This is a genomic window from Saccharopolyspora sp. ID03-671 (assembly GCF_045278815.1).
In the GTDB taxonomy this organism is placed as follows: Bacteria; Actinomycetota; Actinomycetes; order Mycobacteriales; family Pseudonocardiaceae; genus Saccharopolyspora; species Saccharopolyspora ipomoeae.
Window position 1 is genome coordinate 1,997,636 of the sequence record NZ_CP134054.1, and the last position, 21,906, is coordinate 2,019,541.

Genomic DNA, 21,906 nt, shown 5'->3' on the forward strand with positions numbered 1-21,906 from the left:
GGCCCGCATGACGACCGCACTCCCGCAACGCAGATCGGTCCGCGTCCGCGAGATCGAGGACGACGCCGACCTCTGGGCGCTCCCGCCGAGCGGTGACGCCACGGTGTCGTGGATGCACGACGGCCGGGGGATGATCGGCTGGGGCGAGGCGGCCCGGTTCGAGATCACCGGCCCCGGCCAGTACGAGCAGGCCGCGCGGGCGTGGTCCGGCTTCGTCTCGCTGCTCGGTGGTGATGCGGCGAGCGCCGTCGCGTTCGCGAGCTTCTCCTTCGACGACCGCGGGCGTTCGGTGCTGATCGTGCCGCAGGTCCTGGTCACCCGCCGGGAGAACCGCAACCGGGTCACCACCATCGGTCCCGGGACTCCCTCGCCGCGCACCCCGATCGCACGACCCGGCCGGGTGCGCTGGAGCGACGGCGCGCTGCCCCGCGACCGGTGGCGCGAGGCGGTCGCCGAGGCCGTGCGGCGGCTGCGCAGGGGCGAACTGGAAAAGGTCGTGCTGGCCCGGGACCTGCTCGCCGAGACCGACCAGCCGCTCGACCCGCGCTTCCTGCTGCGGGAGCTGGCCCGCCGACACCCGCAGTGCTGGACCTTCGCCGTCGACGGCCTGATCGGTGCGACGCCGGAGATGTTGCTGCGGCGCCGGGGAGATCAGGTGACGTCGCAGGTGCTGGCCGGTTCGAGCTGGTCGGGGGACGGTGAACAGCTGCTGGCGTCGCAGCCCCACCGGGACGAGCACGACTTCGCGGTGGAGTCGCTGCTGACGGCCATCGCACCGCACTGCGCCGACGTGCGCGCCTCCGGGCCGAGCGTGCTGCGGCTGCGCAACATCGCGCACCTCGCCACCGATGTGAGCGCCACGCTCACCACCGGTGTCGACCTGCTCGGCCTGGCCGCCGCCGTGCACCCGACCGCCGCCGTCGGGGGAACCCCGCGACGCGCGGCGGCCGACCTGATCGCCGAGCTGGAAGACCTCGACCGGGGCCGTTATGCGGCGCCGGTGGGCTGGCTGGACGCGAACGGCGACGGCGAGCTGGGGCTCGCGCTGCGGTGCGCCCAGCTGTCCGGCTCGCGGGCGCGGTTGTTCGCCGGGTGCGGGATCGTGGCCGAGTCCGATCCCGACGTGGAGGTCCGCGAGACCGATGCCAAGTTCGCCGCCGTGCGCGAAGCGCTCGGCGCCTGATCACCGACAGGAGACGCCGTGCGCACGCCGCAGATCGTGCTCGACACGATGCACGCCACCTTCCTCGCCCGCGCCCTGTTCGTGGTCACCGACCTCGGCGTGCCCGACTTGCTCGCCGACGGGCCGATTTCGTGCGCGAGCCTCGCGGACCGCCTCGGCGTCGAACGGGTTCCGCTGCACCAGGTGCTGCGCGCCGTGGCGACCACCGGGTTGCTGCGCACCGAGCCGGGGCCGGAAACCGGCGCGCACCAGCGATTCTCGATCACGGAGCTCGGGCAGACCCTCCGAGAGGGTCATCCGTCCGGTACGAGGGACATGGTGCTGACCATGCAGGGCGAGCTGTTCTGGAACGCGTTGCGCGTGCTGCCGGAACGGGTCGCCGAGGGGCGGACCGGGCCGGAGATCGTCTGCGGGAAGCCGTTCTTCGAGCTGATGGCGGAACGCCCCGCCGAGGCGGCCCGGTTCAACCGGATGATGATCGCCACCAGCGGGGACGAGCCCGCTGCCGTGGCGCGCGCCTACGACTTCTCCGAGGTCGGCCGGCTCGTCGACGTCGGCGGCGGCATCGGCACCGTGCTGCTCGAAGTGCTCCGCCGGTTCCCGCACGTGCGCGGCGTGCTCGTCGACCTGCCCGGGGTGATCGAGCAGGCGCGCCGGAACATCGCCGCGGCCGGGGTTTCCGACCGGTGCGAGATCGTCGAGGGCGACTTCCTCGACTCGCTGCCCGCCGGGGCCGACGCCTACCTGCTCTCGCGCATCCTGCACGACTGGGACGACGAGACCTGCTCGCGCGTGCTGGGCTCCTGCGCACGCGCCATGACCCGGGGCAGCCGCCTGCTCGTCGTCGAGAAGGTGCTGCCCGACGACGACGAACCCCACCTCGGCAAGCGACTCGACCTGATCATGGCCGCGCTGACCCACGGCCGCGAGCGCACCGCCGCCGAGTACGCCGAGTTGCTCGCCGCGGCCGGGCTGCGCGTCGTCCGGCAGGTGCCGACCGGCACCGCGACCTGCGTCATCGAGGCTGAGCTCAGGTGACGTACGGGATCGTCTGCGGACCTTCGGGCAGGACGCAGACGCGGGCTTGCGGACCCCGGGCCGCGAGCTCCTCGGCGACGGCGGTGGCGATGTCGTCGACGCGGTAGAGGTGGGCGGTGCGGAGGTCGGCGTCGGTGACGTGGGTGGTGTGGACGCCGACGCGGGCCGTCGCCAGGACTCGCGCGAGGATCTGGACCTGCCACTGGTCGGGGACCGTCTCGGTCCTGCCGGAGATGCTGCGCAGCAGGGCTTCCGGGGTCGGTTCGGAGGCCAGGACCTCGCGGAACGAGCCGTGGTCGGGGAAGCCGTCGCTGCACTCGGCCGCGCAGATGATCAGCCCGCCCGGCTTCACCACGGTCGCGGCGGCCGTCATGCCCTTCACCGCCTGGTAGACGTTCTGGTCCAGCGGGAACCCCGAGTTCGTGGTCACCACGACGTCGTAGCGCTGCGGGACCGGCTGCATCGACAGCTCGCGCACGACCTCCCGCGCGGCCGCGTGCATCGGCAGCAGGTCGCCGCCGAACGCCTCCACGACCTGCTGCTCGCGGTTGAGCACCACGTCGAAGGCGAAGTCCACGCCGGTGCCGTCGGCGATCGCGCGGACGTCGTCGTGCACCGGGTTGCCCTCGCACACCGCCCACGTCGCGCGCGGGCTCGCGATGCGCGCGGCGTCGTGCAGCGTGAGCACCGTGTCCAGCCCCGCCAGGCCCGGGGCGACGAGCTTGGGGCCGCCGCTGAACCCGGCGAAGAAGTGCGGTTCGACGAAGCCGGTCGTGATCCGCACGTCGGCGTCCACCCAGTGCCGGTTCAGCGACACCGCCACGCCGTCGCCGAAAGTCCCCATCGGGCGCAGCATCTCGGGATCGCGGCAGTCGTGGTTGATGATGCGCATCGTGTCGACGAGCTCGTCGCCGAGCATCGCGCGCAGCTCCGCGTCCGTGTTGCCGCGATGGGTTCCGGTGGCCACCAGCAGCGTGAAGTCCTCCCGCGTCGCGATGCCCTCCAGCTCGGCCAGCAGCGCGCGCACCATCGCTTCGCGGGGTTGCGGTCGCGTCGCGTCGCACAGCGACACGGCGATCCGCTGCCCCGGCCGCACCCGCTCGCGCAGCGGCGGCCCGGCGACCGGCTCGGCCAGCGCCCCGCGCAACGCCACCTCGACGTCGGGCGCGGCCGGCGGGTGCGCGGGCGCCACCACGGTCGTGCGCTCGTCGGGCAGCTCCACGGTCAGTCCCGTCCTGCCGTAGGCCAGGTCAACGGACACCTTCTCCGACATCCACCACTCCAGATCCGCTCGGTCCTCCCGGCGATCCTGCCTCCGCGAACACCGCGCCGGGACACCGGCACCCGGAGTGATCACCGCGTCGCTCATTCGGAGCCTTGAAATCCGATCGACCGCCCGAATGCGGAAACGATCGTTCCAATTCCTCTCGACTATCCCGAGGAACCGCAGATCAACCCCGCTTCCGCAATTCGGTCAGACCATTCACGGCGGAACGTGAGCACCCGCTTAGACCACTCCGATGTGTGCTGGCTCTCGTAGATCAATCCTGTTAAGTTAGGCTTGCCTTTGTTAGCGTTTTCGCTCGTAGCTCCGCCCTTTCGGTTGTCGATCTGAGGAGAAACGTGGCCGTCGACACCCAGACCGAATCCGCTTTCGAGTCGGTTCTCGAATGCGTGGGAAACACTCCCGCGGTCGTGCTGAACCGGCTTTTCCCCCAATCCGATGTCGAGGTGATCGCCAAACTCGAGCTGATGAACCCCGGCGGGAGCATGAAGGACCGGTCAGCGCGCCACATCGTCGAATCCGGATTGCGCAACGGGTCCATTCAGCGCGGCAGCCACCTGGTCGAGAGCAGCTCCGGGAACTTCGGGATCGCGCTGGCGATCGCCGCGCGCATCCACGGGCTGCGCTTCACCTGCGTGCTCGACCCCAAGGCCGTGCCCGCCAACGTCGCCATCCTGCGCCACCTGGGCGCCGAGGTGGAGGTGGTCGACCAGCCGGACGAGACCGGTGGTTACCTGCACACCCGCATCCGCCGGGTCCGCGAGATCGTGGCGAACTCGCCCGGGGCGATCTGGATCAACCAGTACGCCAACGACCGCAACTGGCAGGCCCACTACCACGGCACCGGTGACGAGCTGACCCGTCAGCTCGCCGAGCCGCCGTCGTACCTGTTCGGCGCGGTCAGCACCACCGGCAGCCTGCTGGGCTGCTCCCGCCGCCTGCGGGAGAACTTCCCGGACCTGCGGGTGATCGCCGTAGACGCCGTCGGATCGGTGATCTTCGGCGGACCGCCGGGGCAGCGCGACGTGCCGGGCATCGGTGCCAGCCGCGTGCCCGAGCTGTTCAGCCCCGCCGAGATCGACGACGTGGTGCACGTCAACGACTTCGAGGCCGCGGTGGGCTGCCGGGAACTGCTGGCCACCGAAGGCATCTTCGCCGGCGGCTCCACGGGAGCCGTCGTCGCGGCGATGCAGCGCACCCTGCCGCGACTGCCCCGCCCCTGCCGGGTGGTGGCCGTCTTCCCCGATCGCGGGGACCGCTACCTCGACCTGGTCTACGACGACGACTGGTTCGACGCAGCCCGGCAGCGCTGCGAGAACTGACGAGAAATCCATCACACGAAGGAGAAGAAGTGTCCTCTGAAAAATCGCCGCAGATGCTCTACCTGAGCCGCAGCGACATCGCCGCCGTCGGCGGGGACGAAGCCGAGCTCTACGTGGAGGCGCTCAACGCCGGGCTGATCGCCCATTCCGAGGGCAAGACCGTGCAGCCGCTCAAGCCGTACCTGCGGGTGGCGGGCAAGCAGGGCCACATCGCCGACCGGATCATCGCGATGCCCGCGCACGTCGGCGACCCCGGGCTGTCCGGCATCAAGTGGATCGGCAGCAAGCACGACAACCCGGCCGAGCGCGGGCGGGAGCGCGCCAGCGCCGTCATCGTGCTCAACGACCCGGCCAGCAACTACCCGGTGGCCGTGCTCGAAGGCAGCCTGATCAGCGCCTGGCGGACCGCGGGCGTGACCTGCCTGGCCGCCCGCCACCTGGCGCGCGAGGGCTTCACCGACGTCGCGCTGGTGGGCTGCGGCGTCATCGGCAGCACCCAGATCACCGCGCTGCTCCAGCAGTTCGGCTCGATCGAGCGGGTCCACCTGCACGACCAGCGGCCGGAGGCCGCGCGGGCCCTGGCCGAGCGCATCGGCCGCGAGCACCCGTCGGTCGAGGCGCGCGTCGCCGAGACCGCCGAGGACGCCGTGCGGGCCGGTGACCTGGTGGTGCCGTGCACCGTCACCAGCGAGCCCTACATCGCCTTCGACTGGCTCAAGCGCGGCGCGCTGCTGTGCAACGTGTCCATCATGGACGTGCACAAGGAGGTCTTCCTCAAGGCCGACAAGGTCGTCGTCGACGACTGGGAGCAGAGCAACCGCGAGAAGAAGATCATCAACCAGCTGGTGCTGGAGGGCTCCTTCTCCCGCGAGCAGCTGCACGCCGAGCTCGGCGAGATCCTCGCCGGAACCCGGCCCGGCCGCACCGAGGACGACGAGATCATCGTGCTCAACCCGATGGGCATGGCCGTGGAGGACATCGCCTGCGCCGGCGCGGTCTACGAGCGCGCCCGCGAGCAGGGCGTCGGCACCTGGCTGGACCTGTACTGATGGGGGCGGGATCGGCCGAGCTGGTCATGCGGGACCTCGTCGACGTGCTGCTGCAGGAGGAGCTGGTCGAGCTCACCGAAGAGGCGGACCGGGCCACCCTCCGCACTCCCGGCGGCGCGGTGACCGTGCCCGTCCGGCCCGGCGGCGCGCTGCAGCGGTACCGCTACGACACCGGTCCGGTCCTGCTCGACGGAGCTCGACCGCTGACCCCGGCCGAGCTCCTCGCCCTGGTGCGGGAGGACTCGGCCGCGGTCGGCGCGGACCTGCGGGCGGCGGTCGAGCACACCGAGGTGCTGCGCGAGCAGCGGTCGGCGCTCGACCTGACCCCGGGCGGCGGTGCGCTGGCCGGTGAGCGGCTCGCCGCGACCCGCAACCGCCCGTTCCACCCCACGGCGCGGGCGGCGGCGGGCTGGTCCGCGGAGGAGGTCGCGCGGTACGGGCCGATGCGGGCCGAGCCGCTGGGGCTGGACTGGGTCGCGGTGCGCCGCGACCGGCTCGCCCGCGGCAGCGACCCGCTGTCCCAGCACCTCGCCGAGCTGGTCCTCTCCCCCGCCGAACTGCGCTCCCTCGGCGCGGTCGGGGACGAGCACCAGGCGATCCCGGTGCACCCGTGGCAGTACGAGCACGTGCTGGGCGAGTGCTTCGCCGGCGAAATCGCCGACGGATCGGTGGTGCCGCTGGCGCGCGGGATCGGCGGGTTCCACCCGACCTCGTCGCTGCGGACGCTGACCACCTCGCCGGAGAGCGACCGGCACGTCAAGCTCCCGCTCGGGGTGGCCACGCTGGGAGCGACGCGGCTGCTGCCGCCGCGCTACCTCGCCAACGCCGAGCGGGCGCAGCGCTGCATGGCCGAGGTCCTGGACCGGGATCCGGTGCTGGGCAAGCGGGTCGCGCTGTGCGAGGAGCAGGTGTGGGCCGGGTGGCACGACCCGGACGATCCCTTCGGCGACCGGCCCGGTCAGCTCGCCGCGCAGGTCCGGATCTACCCCGGGCTCGACGGGCTCGTGCTGCCGATGGCGGCGCTGGCCGCGCACGAGTGGGACGTGCTGGCACCGGCGATCTCCGACCGGTTCGACCCGGTCGGGTTCTTCGGCGACCTGGCGCGCTCGTTATGCGAGGTCGCGTTCGGCTTCCTGAGCCGGGGCGTGCTGCCGGAACTGCACGGCCAGAACGTCGTGGTGCAGCTGCGCGCCGGTCAGGTGGAGCGGTTCGTGCTGCGCGACCACGACACGCTGCGGCTGTTCGACGAGTGGATGCGGCTCGCGGACACCCCCGATCCGGAGTACGTCATCAAACCCGGTGCGCCGCAGTCACTTCGGCTCGACTCGGCGGAGTCGCTGGTGGGTTACCTGCAGACGCTGGGGTTCCAGGTGAACCTGCACGGCATCGCCGACGCGCTGCGCCGCCACTTCGACCTGGACGAGCGGGTCCTGTGGGACCGGTTGCGGGAGGCCGTGGTCGAGCACCTGCCCGGCCAGCCGGAACCGGTGCGCGAGGTGCTGCGCGACCGGTTGCTGCGGGCCGAGACGTGGCCGAGCCGCCGGGTGCTGGAGCCGCTGCTGCGGCAGGGCGCCTCCAGCGGGGTCAGCATGCCCGCCGGGACCGGTTCGGTGCCGAACCCGCTGGCGGTGATGTGATGCGGGGCCGGACCTATCCGGTGCTGTGCCTGGGCCAGTTCGCCGCGACGGCGGGGCTGACGATCGTCGTGCCGCTGCTGCCGTTCTACCTGGCCGGGATCGGCACGCCGCGAGGCGAGATCCCCTGGTGGACGGCGGTGTCGGTGGCGGCCCCGGCGGTGGTGCAGCTGGTCAGCGGACCGCTGTGGGGCTGGGTCGGCGACCGGTTCGGGCACAAGGCGATGGTCGTGCGCGCGCACGCCGGGCTCGGTCTGGCCATCGCGCTCATGGCGGTGGCCGACACGCCGGAGGAGTTCCTGGCCTGCCGGTTGTTGCAGGGCGCGTGCGGCGGGGTGGTCAGCGCGACCGCCTCGTACGCGAGCGCCGCCGCCTCCACCGACCGGCGGGGCCGGGCGCTCGGGATGCTCTTCGCCGCCACCGCGGCGGGATCGCTGCTGGGCCCGCTGGTGGGCGGTCTGCTGGCCACCCGGCTCGGGTTCGGGCCGCTGTTCGCGGCGGTCGCCGGGATGCTTGCGGTCTCCAGCGTGCTGGCCGCGGTGTCGCTGGCCGAGGCACCCGCGCAGGCGCGGGAACGGCATTCGCCACGCGCGATCGCCGCGCTGCTGCTGCGTCGCCGGGAGACCCGGCTGATGCTGCTGGCCGGGTTCGCCGCGCAGGCCGCGATCTACGCGCTGGTGGTGGTGTTCGCGCCGCAGGTCGAGCGGATCTCCGGCTCGGTCGCCGCCGCCACCACGTGGGTCGGGGTGCTGCAGGCCGTGACGTGGACCGCGTCGTGCGTCGGGAGCCCCTGGTGGGGGCGCCGAAACGACCGGGGTTCCGCGCAGCTCGGGTTCGCGGTGGCCGCCGCGTGCTGCGCCGTCGCGGTGGCGCTGCAGGGCGTCGTGCCGGTGGAGCTGCTGCTGCCGCTGCGGGTGGCGCAGGGCTTCTGCTTCGCGGCGCTGCTGCAATCGGTGCTGCACGTCAGCTCCCGGCACGCCCCGGAGCGGGGCTCGGGCACTGCGTTCGGGTTCAGCACCGGAGTCCTCGACCTCGGCCAGGTCTTCGGCCCCCTCGCGGGCGCGTCCCTGGCGGTCCTGCTGCCGTCGTCGGCGGTGTTCCCCCTCATCGGCGCGATGCTCGGCGCGGCCGCCCTGCTGGCCGTCGCGGGCCGCGCCAAGCCGGAGGTTTCCGCTGAAACCTCCCACGATCCGGTCGAAACTCACGAGAAGGTAATGCGGTGAACGAGGAAGCAGCACGCGCAGCAACCCGCCAACGGCTGCTCAACGCGCTCGCCAGAGAGCTGGGAGGCGAGCACACCCCCACGTCCCTCCACATCCCCCTCCGATCCGAATGGAGGGAGGTTCTCATGAAAACTTCCCCACCCCAAGACACAGACCTGGGGAAAGTTTTCATGAGAACTGTACCCACCCCCGACCCCGGACCAGAGGTACTACCTGCGGAGACCGAGTCTCACGGGAGGGAAGAGGTCGGGGAAGTTTTCATGAAAACTTCGTCTCCCCTGGAGACGGAACCGGGGGAGGTTTTCATGAAAACTTCGGGTTCTTTGGAGGTGGAGGTTCGGCACTGGTCGCCCGCGGGGCATCACGCGTACGGCGACGAGGTGACACTGGACGGGGTGGTGCTGGGGCACGAGGAGTTCGTGGCCGTGGTGGCCGCGGAGTTGGCCTCGCGGTGCGGCGAGGTGGACGAGGGGGTCGTGGAGCGGTTCCGGAGGCAGGTCGGGAACAGCGTGGCCCGGTCGGCTCGGTACCTGGACCGGGGGCCTCTTCCGGAACCGGCCACGCCCCAGGAGGTCACTCGGCGGGCTGAGCAGTCCTTGCTGCTGGGGCATCCGTTCCACCCGACCCCGAAGAGCGCGGAAGGCATCAGCGACGAGGACCTGGAGCGCTACGCGCCGGAGCTCGGGGCGTCGTTCCAGTTGCACCACTGGGCGGTGGATCCGGGGCTACTGCTGGAGGACCGGGTGTGCGACGGCCCGTGGCTGCCCGGCGAGCCGGAAGCGGTGCTGCCGGTGCACCCGTGGCAGGACCGCTACCTGCGGGAACACCCCCGGGTGCAGGAGCTGATCGCGGCCGGGCTGCTGAGCCCGCTGGGCGCGGTGGGTCCCGAGGTGTACGCGACGTCGTCGGTGCGGACGGTGTGCGACCCGGACTTCCCGACGTCGTGGAAGCTGCCGCTGCACGTGCGCATCACCAACTTCGTGCGCAACAACCCCTTCGAGCACCTGCGCCGCGCCGCCGATGCCGGGCGGCTGGTCTCCGCGCTCGAAAAGAACTGGAATCACGATGGTTTCGAGGTGCTCGCCGAGTCCGGTTACCGCACCCTCGACCCGGTGTCGGTCGGTGACCGCGTCGGACTTCGGCGTGCTGTTCCGCCGGAACCCGTTCGCGGGCACCGACCTCGCCCCGCGTGTGCTCGCCGCGCTGCTGGAGGAACGACCCGGCCGGCGCCCGGCGCTGATCGACCTCGTCGAGCAGGCCGGTCCGCTCACCGCCGAGCACGCGTCCGAGTGGCTGGAGCGCTACCTGCGGATCTCGCTGGGCCCGCTGCTGGCGATCTTCACCGAGGACGGCGTCGGGTTTGAGGCCCACGTGCAGAACAGCCTGCTGCACACGGACAACGGCTGGCCGAACCGCTTCTGCGTGCGCGACATGGAGGGCACCAGCGCCGACCGGGAGCGCGTCGCCGACGGCGTCCTGCCGCCGGGCAGCCCGGTGCTCTACGACGACGCCGAGGCGTGGCTGCGGTTGCGCTACCACCTGGTCACCAACCACCTCGGCCACCTGGTCGCGGTCCTCGGCCGGTGCACCCCGGCCGGTGAGCGGCGGCTGTGGTCGGTGGTGCGCGAGTTCCTGGGCGGCCTGCCCGGGCGCTACGCGGCCGAGCTGCGCGAGGCGCCGACGCTGCCCGCCAAGGCGAACCTGCTCAGCCGCTTCGCCGAGCGCGGCGAGAGCCCGCTCTACGTCGACATCCCCAACCCGATCCGAGAGGTGACCCGATGACCGCCGAGCTCGTGCGGGCCGCGCTGACCGATCCCCGGTTCCCCGAGGTGCGGCGCCGCGTGTTCCGCCAGCTGCTCGAATCCCTGCTCTACGAAGGCGCCCTGACCACCGAGAACGCAGCCACCGAGAACGCAGGCACCGAGCGGGACGGTCACGAGCACGTCGTGACCGGGGAGGACCGCGACGGGAAGCCGGTGCGCTACTCCTTCCGGGCGGTGCGGCGTTTCGGGTTCGACCGGGTCGGGCTGACCTCGCCGGTGCTGCGCGAGGGCGTCGAGGCGGACTCGGTCACCCGGTTCCTCACCGAGGTCCAGGGCTCCCTCGACGCGGACCCGGAGCACCTCGTCGCGTTCGCGCGCGAGCTGGAGGAGACGCTGTTCAAAGACGCCCTGTCGGAACACCTCCGGGAAGATCCACCGTCCACTGCGGACCACGACGCGCTGGAGACGGCGATCACCGACGGGCACCGCTACCACCCCACGTACAAGTCGCGGGTGGGCTTCGACGTCGCCGACGACCTCGCCTTCGGCCCCGAGTTCGCCAACCCGCTGCGGCCGCTGTGGCTGGCCGCGCACCGCGACATCACCGAGGTCAGCGCCTCGGGTTCGCTGGACCGGCAGTACCTGGCCGATCAGCTCGGCGGCGAGGCGACCCGCTTCCACCGGCTCATCGAGGACGTCGGCGAGCCCGACGAGTACGTGCTGGTGCCGGTGCACCCGTGGCAGTGGCGGGAACGCCTCGCCCGGGCCTTCTCCGAGCAGCTCGCGCGCGGCGAGCTGATCCCGCTGGGGCCCGACCCGCACGAGTTCCTCCCCCAGCAGTCCCTCCGCACCCTGACCTGCCGAGACGCGCCCGAGCGGCCGTACCTGAAGCTGTCGCTGTCGATGGTGAACACCTCCACCTCCCGCGGCCTGGCCGCGCACACCGTGCGCAACGCGCCCCGCGTCACCGACTGGCTGCGCGAGGTCGTCGCGGGCGACGCCTACTTGTCCGGGGAGCTGCGGCCGATCCTGCTCGGCGAGGAGCTGGGCGTGGCGGTCACGCCGGAGTCGGGACTGCTGCGGCCCGACACCTACGGCGCGCTGGCCTGCATCTGGCGGGAGAGCCTGCACCCGCACCTCGAACCCGGCGAGCGGGCGATGCCGTTCACCGGTCTGACCTCCTGCCTGCGGGACGGGACGCCGCGGATCGCCGAGTGGCTCCGCGAGCAGGGCGCCGAGAACTGGGTGCGCGGGCTCGTGCGCGTCGCCGCGATCCCGCTGGTGCACCTGCTGTGCGCGCACGGCATCGCGCTGGAGTCGCACGCCCAGAACATGGCGCTGGTGCACGTCGACGGGGTCCCGGAACGCGTGGTGCTCAAGGACTTCCACGACGGCGTGCGGTTCTCGCCGCAGCACCTCGCGGGCGAGGCGCCGGAGCTGGCCGCTCCCCCGGCGCACCACCAGAACCGCAACTCCTTCGTCGAGACCGACGAGCTGAGCCTGGTCACCGACTTCCTGCTGGACGCGTTCTTCTTCATCAACCTCGGTGAGCTCGCGATCTTCCTGGACGACCGGGGAGAGCTGGCGGAGCGGGACTTCTGGCGGGTGGTGGCCGAGGAGATCCGCGCCCACCAGGAGCGATTCCCCGACCTGGCCGAGCGCTTCGCGCTGTTCGACTTGTTCACCCCGGCGATCGAGGTGGAGAAGCTGACCAGCCGCAGGCTGCACCCGGACACCGAGCTGCGGCTGCACGCCGTGCCCAACCCGCTCGCGGAGGTCGAGAAGTGCTGAGGACCAACACCGTCAAGCAGCGGCTGGCCGGGACCGGGGAGAGCCACGGGCTGTTCTGCTCGATCCCGTCACCCGCGCTGGTGGAGATGATCGGCTGCGCGGGATACGACTTCGTCATCCTCGACAGCGAGCACGCGCTGGTCGATCCGCAGCAGCTGGAGAACCTGATCCGGGCCGCGGAGGCCGTGGACCTCGTGCCGTTCGTGCGCGTTCCCGAAGCCGACCCGGGCGCGATCCTGCGGGCGCTGGACGCGGGAGCGCTGGGCGTGGTGGTGCCGCACGTGCGGTGCCGGGCCGACGTGGACGCGGCGATCCGCGCCGCACGCTACGCGCCGGAGGGCATGCGCAGCCTCAACGGCGGCCGGGTGCCGGGTTTCGGGCGCATCGAGCTCACCGAGTACGTGCGGCGCGCCAACGCCGAGACGATGGTGATCGCGATGATCGAGGACGCCGAAGGCGTCGAGGACCTGCCGTCGATCCTGGCCGGTGGCGGCGTCGACCTGGTGCTGGAGGGCGCGGCGGACCTGTCGCAGTCCTACGGGGTGCCGTGGCAGACCCGGCACCCGCTGGTCGAGGACGCGCTGGCCCGCGTGCACGCCGAGTGCGAGGCGCGCGGCGTGCCGTTCTGCGCCATCCCCCGCACCCCCGAGGACCACCGCGTGTGGCGCGCGGCCGGGGTGCGCACGTTCGTGCTCGGCGAGGAGCGCGGCCTGGCCGCCCGCGCTCTGCGAGCCCACCTCGACCTGCACCGGGAGAACCATGAGTGAGCGACTGCACGACCTCGTCCGGCAGCGCGTCGGCGGCGATCCGGTGTGCCTGTTCGCCTACGACCTGGACCGGCTGACCGATCACGTCCGCGCCATCACCGCGACGCTGCCGCACCGGTGCCGGATGTTCTACGCGATGAAGGCCAACAGCGCCGATCCGCTGCTGCGCGCGCTCGCGCCGCTGGTCGCGGGCTTCGAGGTGGCTTCCGGCGGTGAGCTGGACAAGGCGCGGGTCGTGAGCGCGGACGTGCCGGTGATCTTCGGCGGTCCGGCGAAGACGCCGGCGGAGATCGAGCAGGCCCTCAAGCAGGGGGTGCTGCGGCTGCACGTGGAGAGCGCGCTGGAGCTGCACCGGGTGTCGGCCGCGGCGACCCGGCTGGGCGTGACCGCCGAGGTGCTGCTGCGGGTCAACCTGGCCGGGCCGTTCCCGGCGGCGACGCTGGCGATGGCGGGCAAGCCCACCCAGTTCGGCATCGCCGAGGACGACCTGCCGGGGATCGTCGAGGCCGCTCGCGCGCTGCCGGGGGTGCGGCTGACCGGGTTCCACCTGCACTCGCTGTCGAACAACCTCTCCGCCGAGGCTCACCTGGAGCTGGTGGCGCACTACGGGCGGACGGTCTCGGCGTGGGAGCGGGAGTTCGGGCTGCGCTGCGAGGTGGTCAACGTCGGCGGCGGCATCGGTGTCGACTACGCGCGGCTGGACCGGCAGTTCGACTGGCCGCGCTTCGCCCGGGGCCTGCCGACGATGCTGGCCGAGTTCCCCGCGCACGTGCGGGAGATCGACTTCGAGTGCGGGCGCTACCTGGTCGCCGAGTGCGGCAGCTACGCGGTGGAGGTCCTCGACGTCAAGCGCAACCACGGCGTGCAGTACGCGCTGGTGCGCGGCGGCACGCACCAGTTCCGGCTGCCGTCGTCGTGGCAGCACAGCCACCCGTTCACCGTGCTGCCGGTGGACGAGTGGGACTCGACGGCGCCGCGCCCGCAGGCCGACGGTCCGATCACGGTGGTCGGCGAGCTGTGCACGCCGAAGGACGTGCTCGCCCGCGACGTGCCGGTGTCGCGGGTGCGGGCCGGTGACGTGCTGATCTTCAGCCACGCCGGGGCCTACGGCTGGGAGATCTCGCACCACGACTTCCTCAGCCACCCGCACCCGGAGATGGTGTTCCACTGACCAGGCCGACCGCCTCGCGCGTGGGTAGTGTTGGGTCCGATTCCTCGCGGGGGGCTTGAAACCGGGTCGACGCGGAAGGCTTGGTGCATGGGTAGGACACCGTGGAGCCGGGACGAGCCGACCCGCTCACCGTCGCGCTGCCGAGCGGTGTCCCCGGTCGGCTCGCGGGGCACGTCATGTTGTGGTTGAACCGGCAGCAGGACGTGCTGGACCTCCTCGACGTCCCACCCGGTGCGGCCGTCCTCGAAGTCGGCTACGGACCTGGTGGGTTGATCCGCCTGCTGCGGCGGACGGGCGCGAGGCGGATCTGCGGTGTCGACCCCTCGGTGCAGATGCGCGACCTCGCGAGCCGGCCGCACCGCGCGGAGATCATCGCGGGACGCATCGACCTGCGGCTGGGCACCGCTGCCGACACGGGCTTCGCGGAGGCGGAGTTCGACCGGGTGGTCGCGGTCAACAACGTGGCCATCTGGCCGGACCTCCGAGCCGGCCTCACCGAACTGCACCGCGTGACCCGGTCCGGCGGTCGGGCGCTGATCGCCTGGCACGGCGGAACCCGACCGTCGCTGATCACGCGCAGCAACGCCCTCCCGGCGGAGAAGCTCGACGAGATCGAGCGAGCGCTCCGCGACGTCTTCGGCACGGTCACGCGTCGCGAGCTGACGTCCCTCACCTGCTTGATCGCCGTCCGCTGACCGGTCATCCACACTGGACCGCCGACTCCGCGCGGCCGACCCGAGGCGGGTTTCCGACGCGGTCATGGACGCGGCCGCGTTCGCGGGTCATGCTTGCGCGTGCCCGCACGACGCCGACCGGGCTGGAGGATGATCGTGATGCCGCGTTCGCGGCTGGCCCTCTGCGTGATCGTCATCGGCCTGGTCCTGGCCGGATGCTCCGCCGCTCCCCCGCCTGCGCCGACCGGCGACCGCCCGCCGAACATCGTGTTCGTGCTGGTCGACGACATGGACCAGGGGTTGTTGCGGTTCATGCCGCAGGTGCAGCGGATGCAGCGGGAAGGCGTGACGTTCTCGAACTTCACGGTCACCGACTCGCTGTGCTGCCCCTCCCGGGCCTCGCTGCTGGCCGGGAAGTACCCGCACAACACCGGCGTGTTCACCAACGACCCGCCGGACGGCGGTTTCAAGGTGTTCCACCAGCGCGACGAGCGCGACACGATCGGCACCCAGCTGCAGCAGGCCGGGTACCGGACCGGGTTCATGGGCAAGTACCTCAACGGCTACCAGCCCGGGGAGGAGCTCGGCGGTGAGCGGCCGTTCGTGCCGCCGGGCTGGAACGAGTGGGCCGTGGCCGGCAACGGCTACCCGGAGTACGACTACAAGCTCAACGTCAACGGTCACGTGGAGCCGCACGGGCATCGGCCCGGCGACTACCTGACCGACGTGCTGGCCGAGCGCGGCAACGACTTCATCCGCACCAACGCCGCGCAGGGCAGGCCGTTCTTCCTGGAGGTGGCGCCGTTCGCGCCGCACGGCCCGTCGACCCCGGCGCCCCGGCACGCCGACGCGTTCCCCGGGCTGACCGCGCCGCGCGTGCCGTCGTTCGACGAGGCCGACCGCACCGACAAGCCGGAGTGGCTGCGCCGACTCCCGCCGCTGCCCGCGAACAAGATCGCGGCCGCGGACGTGAAGTTCCGCAAGCGCGCCCAGTCGCTGCAGGCCGTGGACGAGATGCTCGCCGGGTTCCAGCGCACCCTCCACGACACCGGGCAGGAGCAGCGCACGCACGTCATCTTCACCTCCGACAACGGGTTCCACCTCGGCGAGCACGCGCTGGCCGAGGGCAAGCAGACCGCCTTCGACCACGACGTGCGGGTCCCGCTGGTCGCCACCGGTCCTGGCGTTCCGGCCGGGAGGGAGGTCGCGGATTCGGTGCAGAACATCGACTTCCGGCCGACCTTCGCCGAGATCGCCGGTGCGCCACCACGTCCCGGCGTCGACGGCGCGAGCTTCGCCGGGCTGCTGCGCGGTGGGCCGGGCACGGGCCGCGACGTCGCGCTCGTCGAGCACCACGAGCCGCGGGCGTCCCGGGAGGACCCGGACCACCAGGAGAAGCCCGACGGCGTGCCGCCGACCTACAACGCGATCCGGGATCCAGGGGGAACCTACGTCGAGTACCTCGGCGGCGAGCGCGAGTACTACGACGACCGCGCCGACCCGTACCAGCTGAACAACGTCTACGACGCCCTGCCGCCGGAGCGCCGCGACGCGCTCCACCGCGCTCTCACGGCGATGACCGGCTGTCGCGGCACCGCCCAGTGCACCGAGGCGGCGACGACACCCTGACCGCACCCGCCGGGCGAAGGCCGTCCGGCGGGTGCGGTCCCTCCTCGCAGGTGAAGCGCTCTCCGCGCAAGCCTCTTCCGCGAAACCCGCGCCGAAGAGGTGACACGCGTCAAGATATCTTGCCCACAAGAAGATTCCGTGCGAGGTTGTTGTGCGCCGGACGGGACGCCTGGGTCGTCGGGAAGCGGATGAAGATCAGCCGATTCGCGGCGAATCCTGTTCCCCTCGAAGGGAATACCGTCCGGTAGCTTCGTGATCGTGGCCACCGAGCAAGCAGGAGCAGGCATGTCCGAGACGCCTTCGAAGGCGCCGAGTTCCGCACCGGTCGGCGTGGACACGGCCACGGCCAGCATCGCCCGCGTCTACGACGCGGCGCTCAACGGCAAGGACAACTTCGAGGTCGACCGCCAGGTGCTGCACGAGGTCGCCCGAGCCGCGCCGGAGGTCAAGACCATGGCGTGGTCGAACCGCGCTTTCTTGAACAGGGCGTGCCAGTACCTCGCCGACGAGGCCGGTGTCCGGCAGTTCCTCGACTGCGGATCGGGTCTGCCGACGGCGGAGAACACGCACCAGATCGTGCAGCGGGTGGACCCCGAGGCCGAGGTCGTCTACATCGACAACGACCCGGTGGTCATCGCGCACGGCAAGGCGCTGCTCGAGGAGAACGACCACACCCACTTCGCCTCCGCCGACATCTTCGACCCGGGCGAGGTGCTGGGCCACGAGACCGTCCGCCGGCACCTCGACTTCGACGAGCCGATCGCGCTGCTGCAGATCGGAACCCTGCACCACTACCTCGGCGACGACGGCCCCGAACTGATGCGGACCTACATCGACGCGCTCGCCCCGGGCAGCTACGTCGTCCTCGCGCACTTCTTCGACCCGGAGACCCCGGAGCACAGCGACCTCGCCCGCAGGATGGAGGAGCTCTTCCTGCACAGCCCGATGGGTTCGGGCCTCTTCCGCACCCGCGACCAGATCCGCGCGCTGCTCCCCGGCCTGGACATCCTCCCGCCCGGGCCGGACTCCCCCGCCGACATCGAGCTCTGCGACCTCTGGTGGCCGAACGGCCCCCGGCAGCGCCCGCTGAACCAGGCCGAGAGCTGCATCGCCGGCGTGGTGGGCCGCAAGAACCAGCGCTAGGAACCGCTCAGGAGTCGCGCTGCTCGAACCTGCGGCGGCGCGGGCTGAGCCCCGCACCTGACGCAGCGCCCGCCGCACTCCTCGACAGCTCCCGGTCCACATCGGATTGCCGAACGCCTCAGCTCAAGGGCTGCAGCCGCGGTCGCTTCGCGGTCCGGCCGTCGCCGGACGAGCGCCCGGTGATCCGCCGCCACAGCCACGGCGCCAAGAACACAGCGGCCCAACGGATCTCGTCCGCGACCGTCTTCAGGAGCCCCGGTGCTCGCCGTTCCGGCAGCGGGCGGCTCCACCCGTCGTCGCTTCCGGGCAGTTCCAACGCGTGCGCGAAACCGTTGGCCAGCAGGGCGTGGCCCGACGGGTTGAGGTGCAGGCGGTCGGTGCTCCAGATCCGCCGGTCGGCGCAGACCGGGTGGCGGTCGGCTTCGACGACGACGGCGCCGTGCTTCGCGGCGATCTCGCGCACGCGCGCGTTGAACTCGGTCAGCCGCGGCTGCCAGCGCCGCGCGATCGGCGCGATCTCCCCGATGTCCGGGTAGGTCACCGTCGCCACCCGCGCACCCGCGCCCGCCAGCGCGCCGATCATCTCGTCCAGCTGCGCGGCGACCGCGTCGCCGTCGTAGTGGCTGCGCAGCACGTCGTTGAGCCCGGCGACGACGGTGGCCAGGTCGGGAGCGAGCGCCAGCGCCGGTTCGAGCTGCTCCGCGCGCACCTCGCCGATGAGCTTGCCGCGCACCGCCAGGTTCGCGTACCGGAAGCCGGGGTCGAGCGCGGCCAGCTGCTCGGCGAGCCGGTCGGCCCAGCCGCGCAGGCCGCTCCGGTCGTCGCCGTCGCCGACGCCCTCGGTCTGGCTGTCCCCGATCGCCACGTACTTCGCGTACATGCCCCACCTTCGCGCTCCCGACGATGACTCCGCGAGCACAGCACATCACGGCGCGTCCGAAAGGAGGCGGGCAGTCCGTGTTTTCGTCACCAATCGTCCGCTTCCAACCGCGCAGAGTCACGTTTCGCGACTGCGCGTAGTCGTCACCGGGTTTTTCTCAGGCGGCCAACCGGCGTAACCGCGGATGTGTCATCGTCGGACACATGGGGACCGAGGTATGGCTGACGTGGATCCCGGCGATTCTGGCGCTCGTGGCGGTCGGAGTCGCCGGTTGGCTGCTGTGGTCGGCCCGCAAGGCGTCCGAGGAGACCGCGCAGCGCGCCGAGGCCGTGCGCCGGATGGCCGGTGCCGTGGAGGCCAGCGCCGAGAAGACCGGCCGCGCCGCCACGACCGCCACCGAGCAGGCCGAGCGCGCCTGGGAGCAGGTCAAGCTCACCCGCAGCCAGCTCGACGACGCCCGCCAGGAGCGGCAGGCCAGCACCCAGGCCGAGCAGTGGGAGTGGGCCTACGCGCTGACCACCGCCGCCCGCGAGCTGGTCAACAGCTGCCACGAGCTCATCCGCGTCTCGCTGGACACCCAGGTCGCCCCGCACTACCGGCAGTCCGCCGACCGGCACTACCGCCAGGCAGGTCAGCGCTGGCAGGACACCATGATCAAGGCGATCGCCCGCACCCAGCCGCCGTTGGAGATGCAGCAGCAGGTCGCCACGTTCGCCGAGGTGCACCAGCGGCTGCACGGCCACATCGGCGTGCTGCTGCGCGCGGTGGAGACCAACACCCTCGGCGAGGGAGACACGCTCACCAAGCAGATCCACGGCATGCGCCACGAGCTCAACAACGCGCACCGCAACCTGCAGCGCATCGTCAGCTCGAACCTCTCCACCCCGCAGCAGGCCCCCAACGGCCAGAACGCCGGCCACCAGGTCCCCCAGGCCAACGGCACCGCCCAGACCCAGCTCACCCAGGCCCCGAACGCCCCGCAGCCCGACGCCGAGCAGACGCAGCTCACCCCGGCGGTCCCGCCGAGCGCCGCTCAGACCGGCCGCACCCACCAGTCCGGCAAGCTCACCCCGGCAGAACCCGCCACCCAACAACTGGCCAACCGCCCAGCCAGGACCTGAGTCGGGGCCCGAGCCTCAGGGTTTGCGGGCGATTGCTGCGTACATGGCGATGTCGGCTTCGGGGATCTTGAGGTGTTCGAGGTCGTCGGGGCGCCACTTGTGCATCTGGACGAGGCCGGGGTCGACGATGTCGAGGCCGTCGAAGAAGCGCAGCGCCTTGTCGTGGGTGCGGAACTTGAGGGTTTCGCCGTGCTCGCGGTACGCGCGGCGGACCTCGGCGAGGAGTTCGGGCGCGTAGTCGTCGGTGGCGATCGTGGCGGCCACGTAGCTTCCCGAGGGCAGCACGTCGACGATGCGGCGGACGACGTCCAGGGCCTCGTCGTCGTCCTCGATGAAGTGCACGACCGCGATGAGCATCAGACCGATCGGGCGCTTCGCGTCCAGCGTCTCGCGGAACTCCCGGGAGCTCAGGATCGTGTCCGGGTCGCGCAGGTCGGCGTCGACGTAGGCGGTCGCGCCCTGGCCGCTGCGCGACATCAGCGCGCGGGCGTGGGCCAGCACGATCGGGTCGTTGTCGGTGTAGACGATGCGGGCGTCCGGCTCGACCGCCTGGACGACCTCGTGCAGATTCGGCCGGGTCGGGATGCCGGTGCCGATGTCGAGGAACTGGTCGATGCCGCACTCGGTGGCCAGGTAGCGGCCGGCGCGGTGCATGAACTCGCGGTTGGCGCGCATGTGCACCGGCAGCGCCGGCCAGACCTGCTGGGACGCCTCCGCGGCCGCGCGATCGACGGCGTAGTTGTCCTTGCCGCCCAGGATGTAGTCGTAGATCCGGGCGCCGTGCGCCACGTCCGTGCGCAGGTCCTGCGTGCCATCGCTCATCGCTGCTCCTCCCACCGCTGGCGCCCGGATCCTTTCAATGATCAACATCCGGCGTCCACCGATCTTCGCACCGCGAACGTCACATCTGGCCCGGAACGAGCGCGGGGCGGGAACCCGGGAGTCCGGGTCCCCGCCCCACTCGTCAGGGCGAGATCAGGCCCTCGGGCGAGATCAGGCACCGAGGCCGAGGGCGTCCAGGGCCGCGCCCACCGACGACAGGGTGTCGGCGATGGTGGTGTCCAGGACCTCCGCGATCGGCGTGAGCTCGGCCGCGTTGGCCGGCAGTGCCAGGCCGATCATCAGCGCCGGGACGGCGAGGGCGCCGAAGGCGATGCGCTTGGCGCGCGAACCGGTCCGGGCCTCGTGTGCTGCTCGACGGTGTTGCTCATGGTGATTCTCCTGTTCTCGCTGTGTTGCGCAGGCAGCGAGAACGCTCCCGAACCGGGATTTTCCGGACAAGGGGATTAACCGGCACTTAGCAGGCTCTGAACACCGGCCACCCGGTCGTGGTCGGCGGCACAGACCTTCGCAGGTGGCGCACCGGCATTCCGTTTCCTCCGCGCAACATCCCGAAACACTCCCCCGGCAGGACCAGTCGGAACTGGGCCATCCGGGTGCTTCGCGGGCGGGAATTCCAGATGTTCACCCCACGGGGAGATCTTTTCCTGAGATCGTGGGCGGACATGGGTTGATCACCAGCGCAGCCGACCGTCCGGCCAGGGGAACGCCGACGGCCTCCCTCGTCGCCGTGCCCTCGCGAGCGTTGCGCAACCCGAGAACACCAGGATGAGGGACCCCATGGACTACGGAATCGACATCAGCCACCACAACGCCGTCGACGACTGGGCCGCGGTCCGCGGCAACAACATCACCTTCGCGAGCATGAAGCTCACCGAGGGCCAGTCGTGGGTCGACGACGCGGCGGGAGCGCACACGGCCGGAGCGCGCGGAGCGGGCGTCGTCACCGGCGGGTACCACTTCGCCCGGCCCGGGGCGATCGACCCGCAGGTCGGCCACTTCGCCTGGTGGCTGGGACAGCACGGGCTCAAGGAACCGGGCAACATGTGGCCGATGCTCGACATGGAGGACCCGGAGATCCCGGACCCCAACGGGTTCATCGCCGAGTTCGTGCGGCTGCTGCGCATCGCCACCGGCGTCCGCGGCGTGCTGGTGTACTCCAGCCTGAACTGGTTCCAGAACGTCATCGACCCGAACCTGTGGGCGGGCGACGACGTCCTGCTGTGGATCGCCCGCTACAACGGCGACCCGGGCAACCCCGGCTGGGGCCACCCGCGCCTGGCGCTGCACCAGCACACCGACGCCGGTCAGGTGCCCGGGATCCCCGGCGGAGTCGACCGCAACGCCACCGTCGGCGCCTACAACCTGGCCTCCTTCACGCTCTGAGCGAGAC

Annotated in this window: 20 protein-coding genes; 16 read left to right on the forward strand and 4 right to left on the reverse strand. The window is 71.6% G+C overall.

The genetic code is table 11. The annotated features are described in order from the left end of the window. Nucleotides 1–7 precede the first annotated feature (7 nt). Together REH65_RS08800 and REH65_RS08805 are read left to right on the forward strand one after the other, a co-directional pair. Nucleotides 8–1,183 carry an isochorismate synthase MenF gene (locus REH65_RS08800; protein ID WP_406692056.1) on the forward strand — a complete coding sequence of 392 codons (1,176 nt, stop codon included), beginning with the start codon at nt 8–10 and terminating at the stop codon, nt 1,181–1,183. Nucleotides 1,184–1,201: 18 nt separating this feature from the next. Beyond that, complete coding sequence (locus REH65_RS08805; RefSeq protein ID WP_406692057.1) at nt 1,202–2,221, forward strand: methyltransferase; 1,020 nt, start codon at nt 1,202–1,204, stop codon at nt 2,219–2,221. Here REH65_RS08805 and larA read toward each other — a convergent pair. Next, nucleotides 2,214–3,494 (reverse strand): nickel-dependent lactate racemase, encoded by a 1,281-nt coding sequence (gene larA / locus REH65_RS08810; protein WP_406692058.1) that lies wholly within the window; start codon nt 3,492–3,494, stop codon nt 2,214–2,216. The genes REH65_RS08805 and larA overlap by 8 nt on opposite strands. 401 nt (nt 3,495–3,895) lie before the next feature. Between larA and sbnA the strand changes: the two genes are divergently transcribed. From sbnA to REH65_RS08870, 12 genes are all read left to right on the forward strand, one after another. Beyond that, on the forward strand, nt 3,896–4,828 hold the full coding sequence (sbnA, locus tag REH65_RS08815) for a 2,3-diaminopropionate biosynthesis protein SbnA (protein ID WP_281457804.1): 933 nt from the start codon (nt 3,896–3,898) through the stop codon (nt 4,826–4,828). Nucleotides 4,829–4,857: 29 nt separating this feature from the next. Continuing rightward, the gene (gene sbnB, locus REH65_RS08820) at nt 4,858–5,877 is read left to right on the forward strand and encodes a 2,3-diaminopropionate biosynthesis protein SbnB (protein WP_406692059.1); all 1,020 of its coding nucleotides are present in this window, start codon (nt 4,858–4,860) and stop codon (nt 5,875–5,877) included. Next, nucleotides 5,877–7,514 carry an IucA/IucC family protein gene (locus REH65_RS08825; RefSeq protein ID WP_406692060.1) on the forward strand — a complete coding sequence of 546 codons (1,638 nt, stop codon included), beginning with the start codon at nt 5,877–5,879 and terminating at the stop codon, nt 7,512–7,514. The genes sbnB and REH65_RS08825 overlap by 1 nt, the downstream gene beginning before the upstream one ends. Continuing rightward, nucleotides 7,514–8,734, forward strand: a complete 1,221-nt coding sequence (locus REH65_RS08830) for an MFS transporter (protein WP_406692061.1) — start codon at nt 7,514–7,516, stop codon at nt 8,732–8,734. The genes REH65_RS08825 and REH65_RS08830 overlap by 1 nt, the downstream gene beginning before the upstream one ends. Before the next feature lie 380 nt (nt 8,735–9,114). Beyond that, nucleotides 9,115–10,098, forward strand: coding sequence for an IucA/IucC family protein (locus REH65_RS08835; protein WP_406692062.1), 984 nt, complete (start codon nt 9,115–9,117; stop codon nt 10,096–10,098). Beyond that, a complete protein-coding gene (locus tag REH65_RS08840) occupies nt 10,070–10,516 on the forward strand; it encodes an IucA/IucC family C-terminal-domain containing protein (protein ID WP_406693126.1) in 447 nt (148 codons plus the stop codon). The genes REH65_RS08835 and REH65_RS08840 overlap by 29 nt, the downstream gene beginning before the upstream one ends. Then, nucleotides 10,513–12,288, forward strand: coding sequence for an IucA/IucC family protein (locus tag REH65_RS08845; protein ID WP_406692063.1), 1,776 nt, complete (start codon nt 10,513–10,515; stop codon nt 12,286–12,288). The genes REH65_RS08840 and REH65_RS08845 overlap by 4 nt, the downstream gene beginning before the upstream one ends. Beyond that, complete coding sequence (locus REH65_RS08850; protein WP_406692064.1) at nt 12,282–13,055, forward strand: HpcH/HpaI aldolase family protein; 774 nt, start codon at nt 12,282–12,284, stop codon at nt 13,053–13,055. The genes REH65_RS08845 and REH65_RS08850 overlap by 7 nt, the downstream gene beginning before the upstream one ends. Further along, nucleotides 13,048–14,226, forward strand: a complete 1,179-nt coding sequence (locus tag REH65_RS08855) for a type III PLP-dependent enzyme (protein ID WP_406692065.1) — start codon at nt 13,048–13,050, stop codon at nt 14,224–14,226. Before REH65_RS08850 ends, REH65_RS08855 begins: the two co-directional genes overlap by 8 nt. Before the next feature lie 101 nt (nt 14,227–14,327). Beyond that, the gene (locus REH65_RS08860) at nt 14,328–14,921 is read left to right on the forward strand and encodes a class I SAM-dependent methyltransferase (protein WP_406692066.1); all 594 of its coding nucleotides are present in this window, start codon (nt 14,328–14,330) and stop codon (nt 14,919–14,921) included. 138 nt (nt 14,922–15,059) lie between these two features. Next, on the forward strand, nt 15,060–16,529 hold the full coding sequence (locus REH65_RS08865) for a sulfatase (protein WP_406692067.1): 1,470 nt from the start codon (nt 15,060–15,062) through the stop codon (nt 16,527–16,529). Nucleotides 16,530–16,814: 285 nt separating this feature from the next. Further along, the gene (locus tag REH65_RS08870) at nt 16,815–17,672 is read left to right on the forward strand and encodes an SAM-dependent methyltransferase (protein WP_406692068.1); all 858 of its coding nucleotides are present in this window, start codon (nt 16,815–16,817) and stop codon (nt 17,670–17,672) included. Between the two features lie 118 nt (nt 17,673–17,790). Here the strand turns inward: REH65_RS08870 and REH65_RS08875 are convergent, their stop codons facing one another. Continuing rightward, nucleotides 17,791–18,552 carry an SGNH/GDSL hydrolase family protein gene (locus REH65_RS08875; protein ID WP_406692069.1) on the reverse strand — a complete coding sequence of 254 codons (762 nt, stop codon included), beginning with the start codon at nt 18,550–18,552 and terminating at the stop codon, nt 17,791–17,793. Nucleotides 18,553–18,755: 203 nt separating this feature from the next. Here REH65_RS08875 and REH65_RS08880 point away from each other — a divergent pair, with 203 nt between their 5' ends. After that, nucleotides 18,756–19,673 (forward strand): hypothetical protein, encoded by a 918-nt coding sequence (locus REH65_RS08880; protein ID WP_281457709.1) that lies wholly within the window; start codon nt 18,756–18,758, stop codon nt 19,671–19,673. Between the two features lie 15 nt (nt 19,674–19,688). Here REH65_RS08880 and REH65_RS08885 read toward each other — a convergent pair whose 3' ends face one another. Then, the gene (locus REH65_RS08885; protein ID WP_406692070.1) at nt 19,689–20,495 is read right to left on the reverse strand and encodes an SAM-dependent methyltransferase; all 807 of its coding nucleotides are present in this window, start codon (nt 20,493–20,495) and stop codon (nt 19,689–19,691) included. A gap of 171 nt (nt 20,496–20,666) precedes the next feature. Then, nucleotides 20,667–20,795: a hypothetical protein gene (locus tag REH65_RS08890; protein ID WP_406692071.1), complete on the reverse strand. Its 129-nt coding sequence runs from the start codon at nt 20,793–20,795 to the stop codon at nt 20,667–20,669. 498 nt (nt 20,796–21,293) lie between these two features. Between REH65_RS08890 and REH65_RS08895 the strand changes: the two genes are divergently transcribed. Next, nucleotides 21,294–21,899 (forward strand): glycoside hydrolase family 25 protein, encoded by a 606-nt coding sequence (locus REH65_RS08895; protein WP_406692072.1) that lies wholly within the window; start codon nt 21,294–21,296, stop codon nt 21,897–21,899. The last annotated feature ends 7 nt before the right edge of the window (nt 21,900–21,906 follow it).

What these genes read in the sequence shown, in the direction of transcription:
- REH65_RS08800 (WP_406692056.1), top strand. Translation starts at nt 8, where the DNA reads ATGACGACCGCACTCCCGCAACGCAGATCGGTCCGCGTCCGCGAGATC.
- REH65_RS08865 (WP_406692067.1), top strand. Translation starts at nt 15,060, where the DNA reads ATGCCGCGTTCGCGGCTGGCCCTCTGCGTGATCGTCATCGGCCTGGTC.
- REH65_RS08845 (WP_406692063.1), top strand. Translation starts at nt 10,513, where the DNA reads ATGACCGCCGAGCTCGTGCGGGCCGCGCTGACCGATCCCCGGTTCCCC.
- REH65_RS08825 (WP_406692060.1), top strand. Translation starts at nt 5,877, where the DNA reads ATGGGGGCGGGATCGGCCGAGCTGGTCATGCGGGACCTCGTCGACGTG.
- REH65_RS08885 (WP_406692070.1), bottom strand. Translation starts at nt 20,495, where the DNA reads ATGAGCGATGGCACGCAGGACCTGCGCACGGACGTGGCGCACGGCGCC.
- REH65_RS08880 (WP_281457709.1), top strand. Translation starts at nt 18,756, where the DNA reads ATGGGGACCGAGGTATGGCTGACGTGGATCCCGGCGATTCTGGCGCTC.
- REH65_RS08855 (WP_406692065.1), top strand. Translation starts at nt 13,048, where the DNA reads ATGAGTGAGCGACTGCACGACCTCGTCCGGCAGCGCGTCGGCGGCGAT.
- REH65_RS08830 (WP_406692061.1), top strand. Translation starts at nt 7,514, where the DNA reads ATGCGGGGCCGGACCTATCCGGTGCTGTGCCTGGGCCAGTTCGCCGCG.
- REH65_RS08870 (WP_406692068.1), top strand. Translation starts at nt 16,815, where the DNA reads ATGTCCGAGACGCCTTCGAAGGCGCCGAGTTCCGCACCGGTCGGCGTG.
- REH65_RS08875 (WP_406692069.1), bottom strand. Translation starts at nt 18,552, where the DNA reads ATGTACGCGAAGTACGTGGCGATCGGGGACAGCCAGACCGAGGGCGTC.
- larA (WP_406692058.1), bottom strand. Translation starts at nt 3,494, where the DNA reads ATGTCGGAGAAGGTGTCCGTTGACCTGGCCTACGGCAGGACGGGACTG.
- REH65_RS08890 (WP_406692071.1), bottom strand. Translation starts at nt 20,795, where the DNA reads ATGATCGGCCTGGCACTGCCGGCCAACGCGGCCGAGCTCACGCCGATC.
- REH65_RS08895 (WP_406692072.1), top strand. Translation starts at nt 21,294, where the DNA reads ATGGACTACGGAATCGACATCAGCCACCACAACGCCGTCGACGACTGG.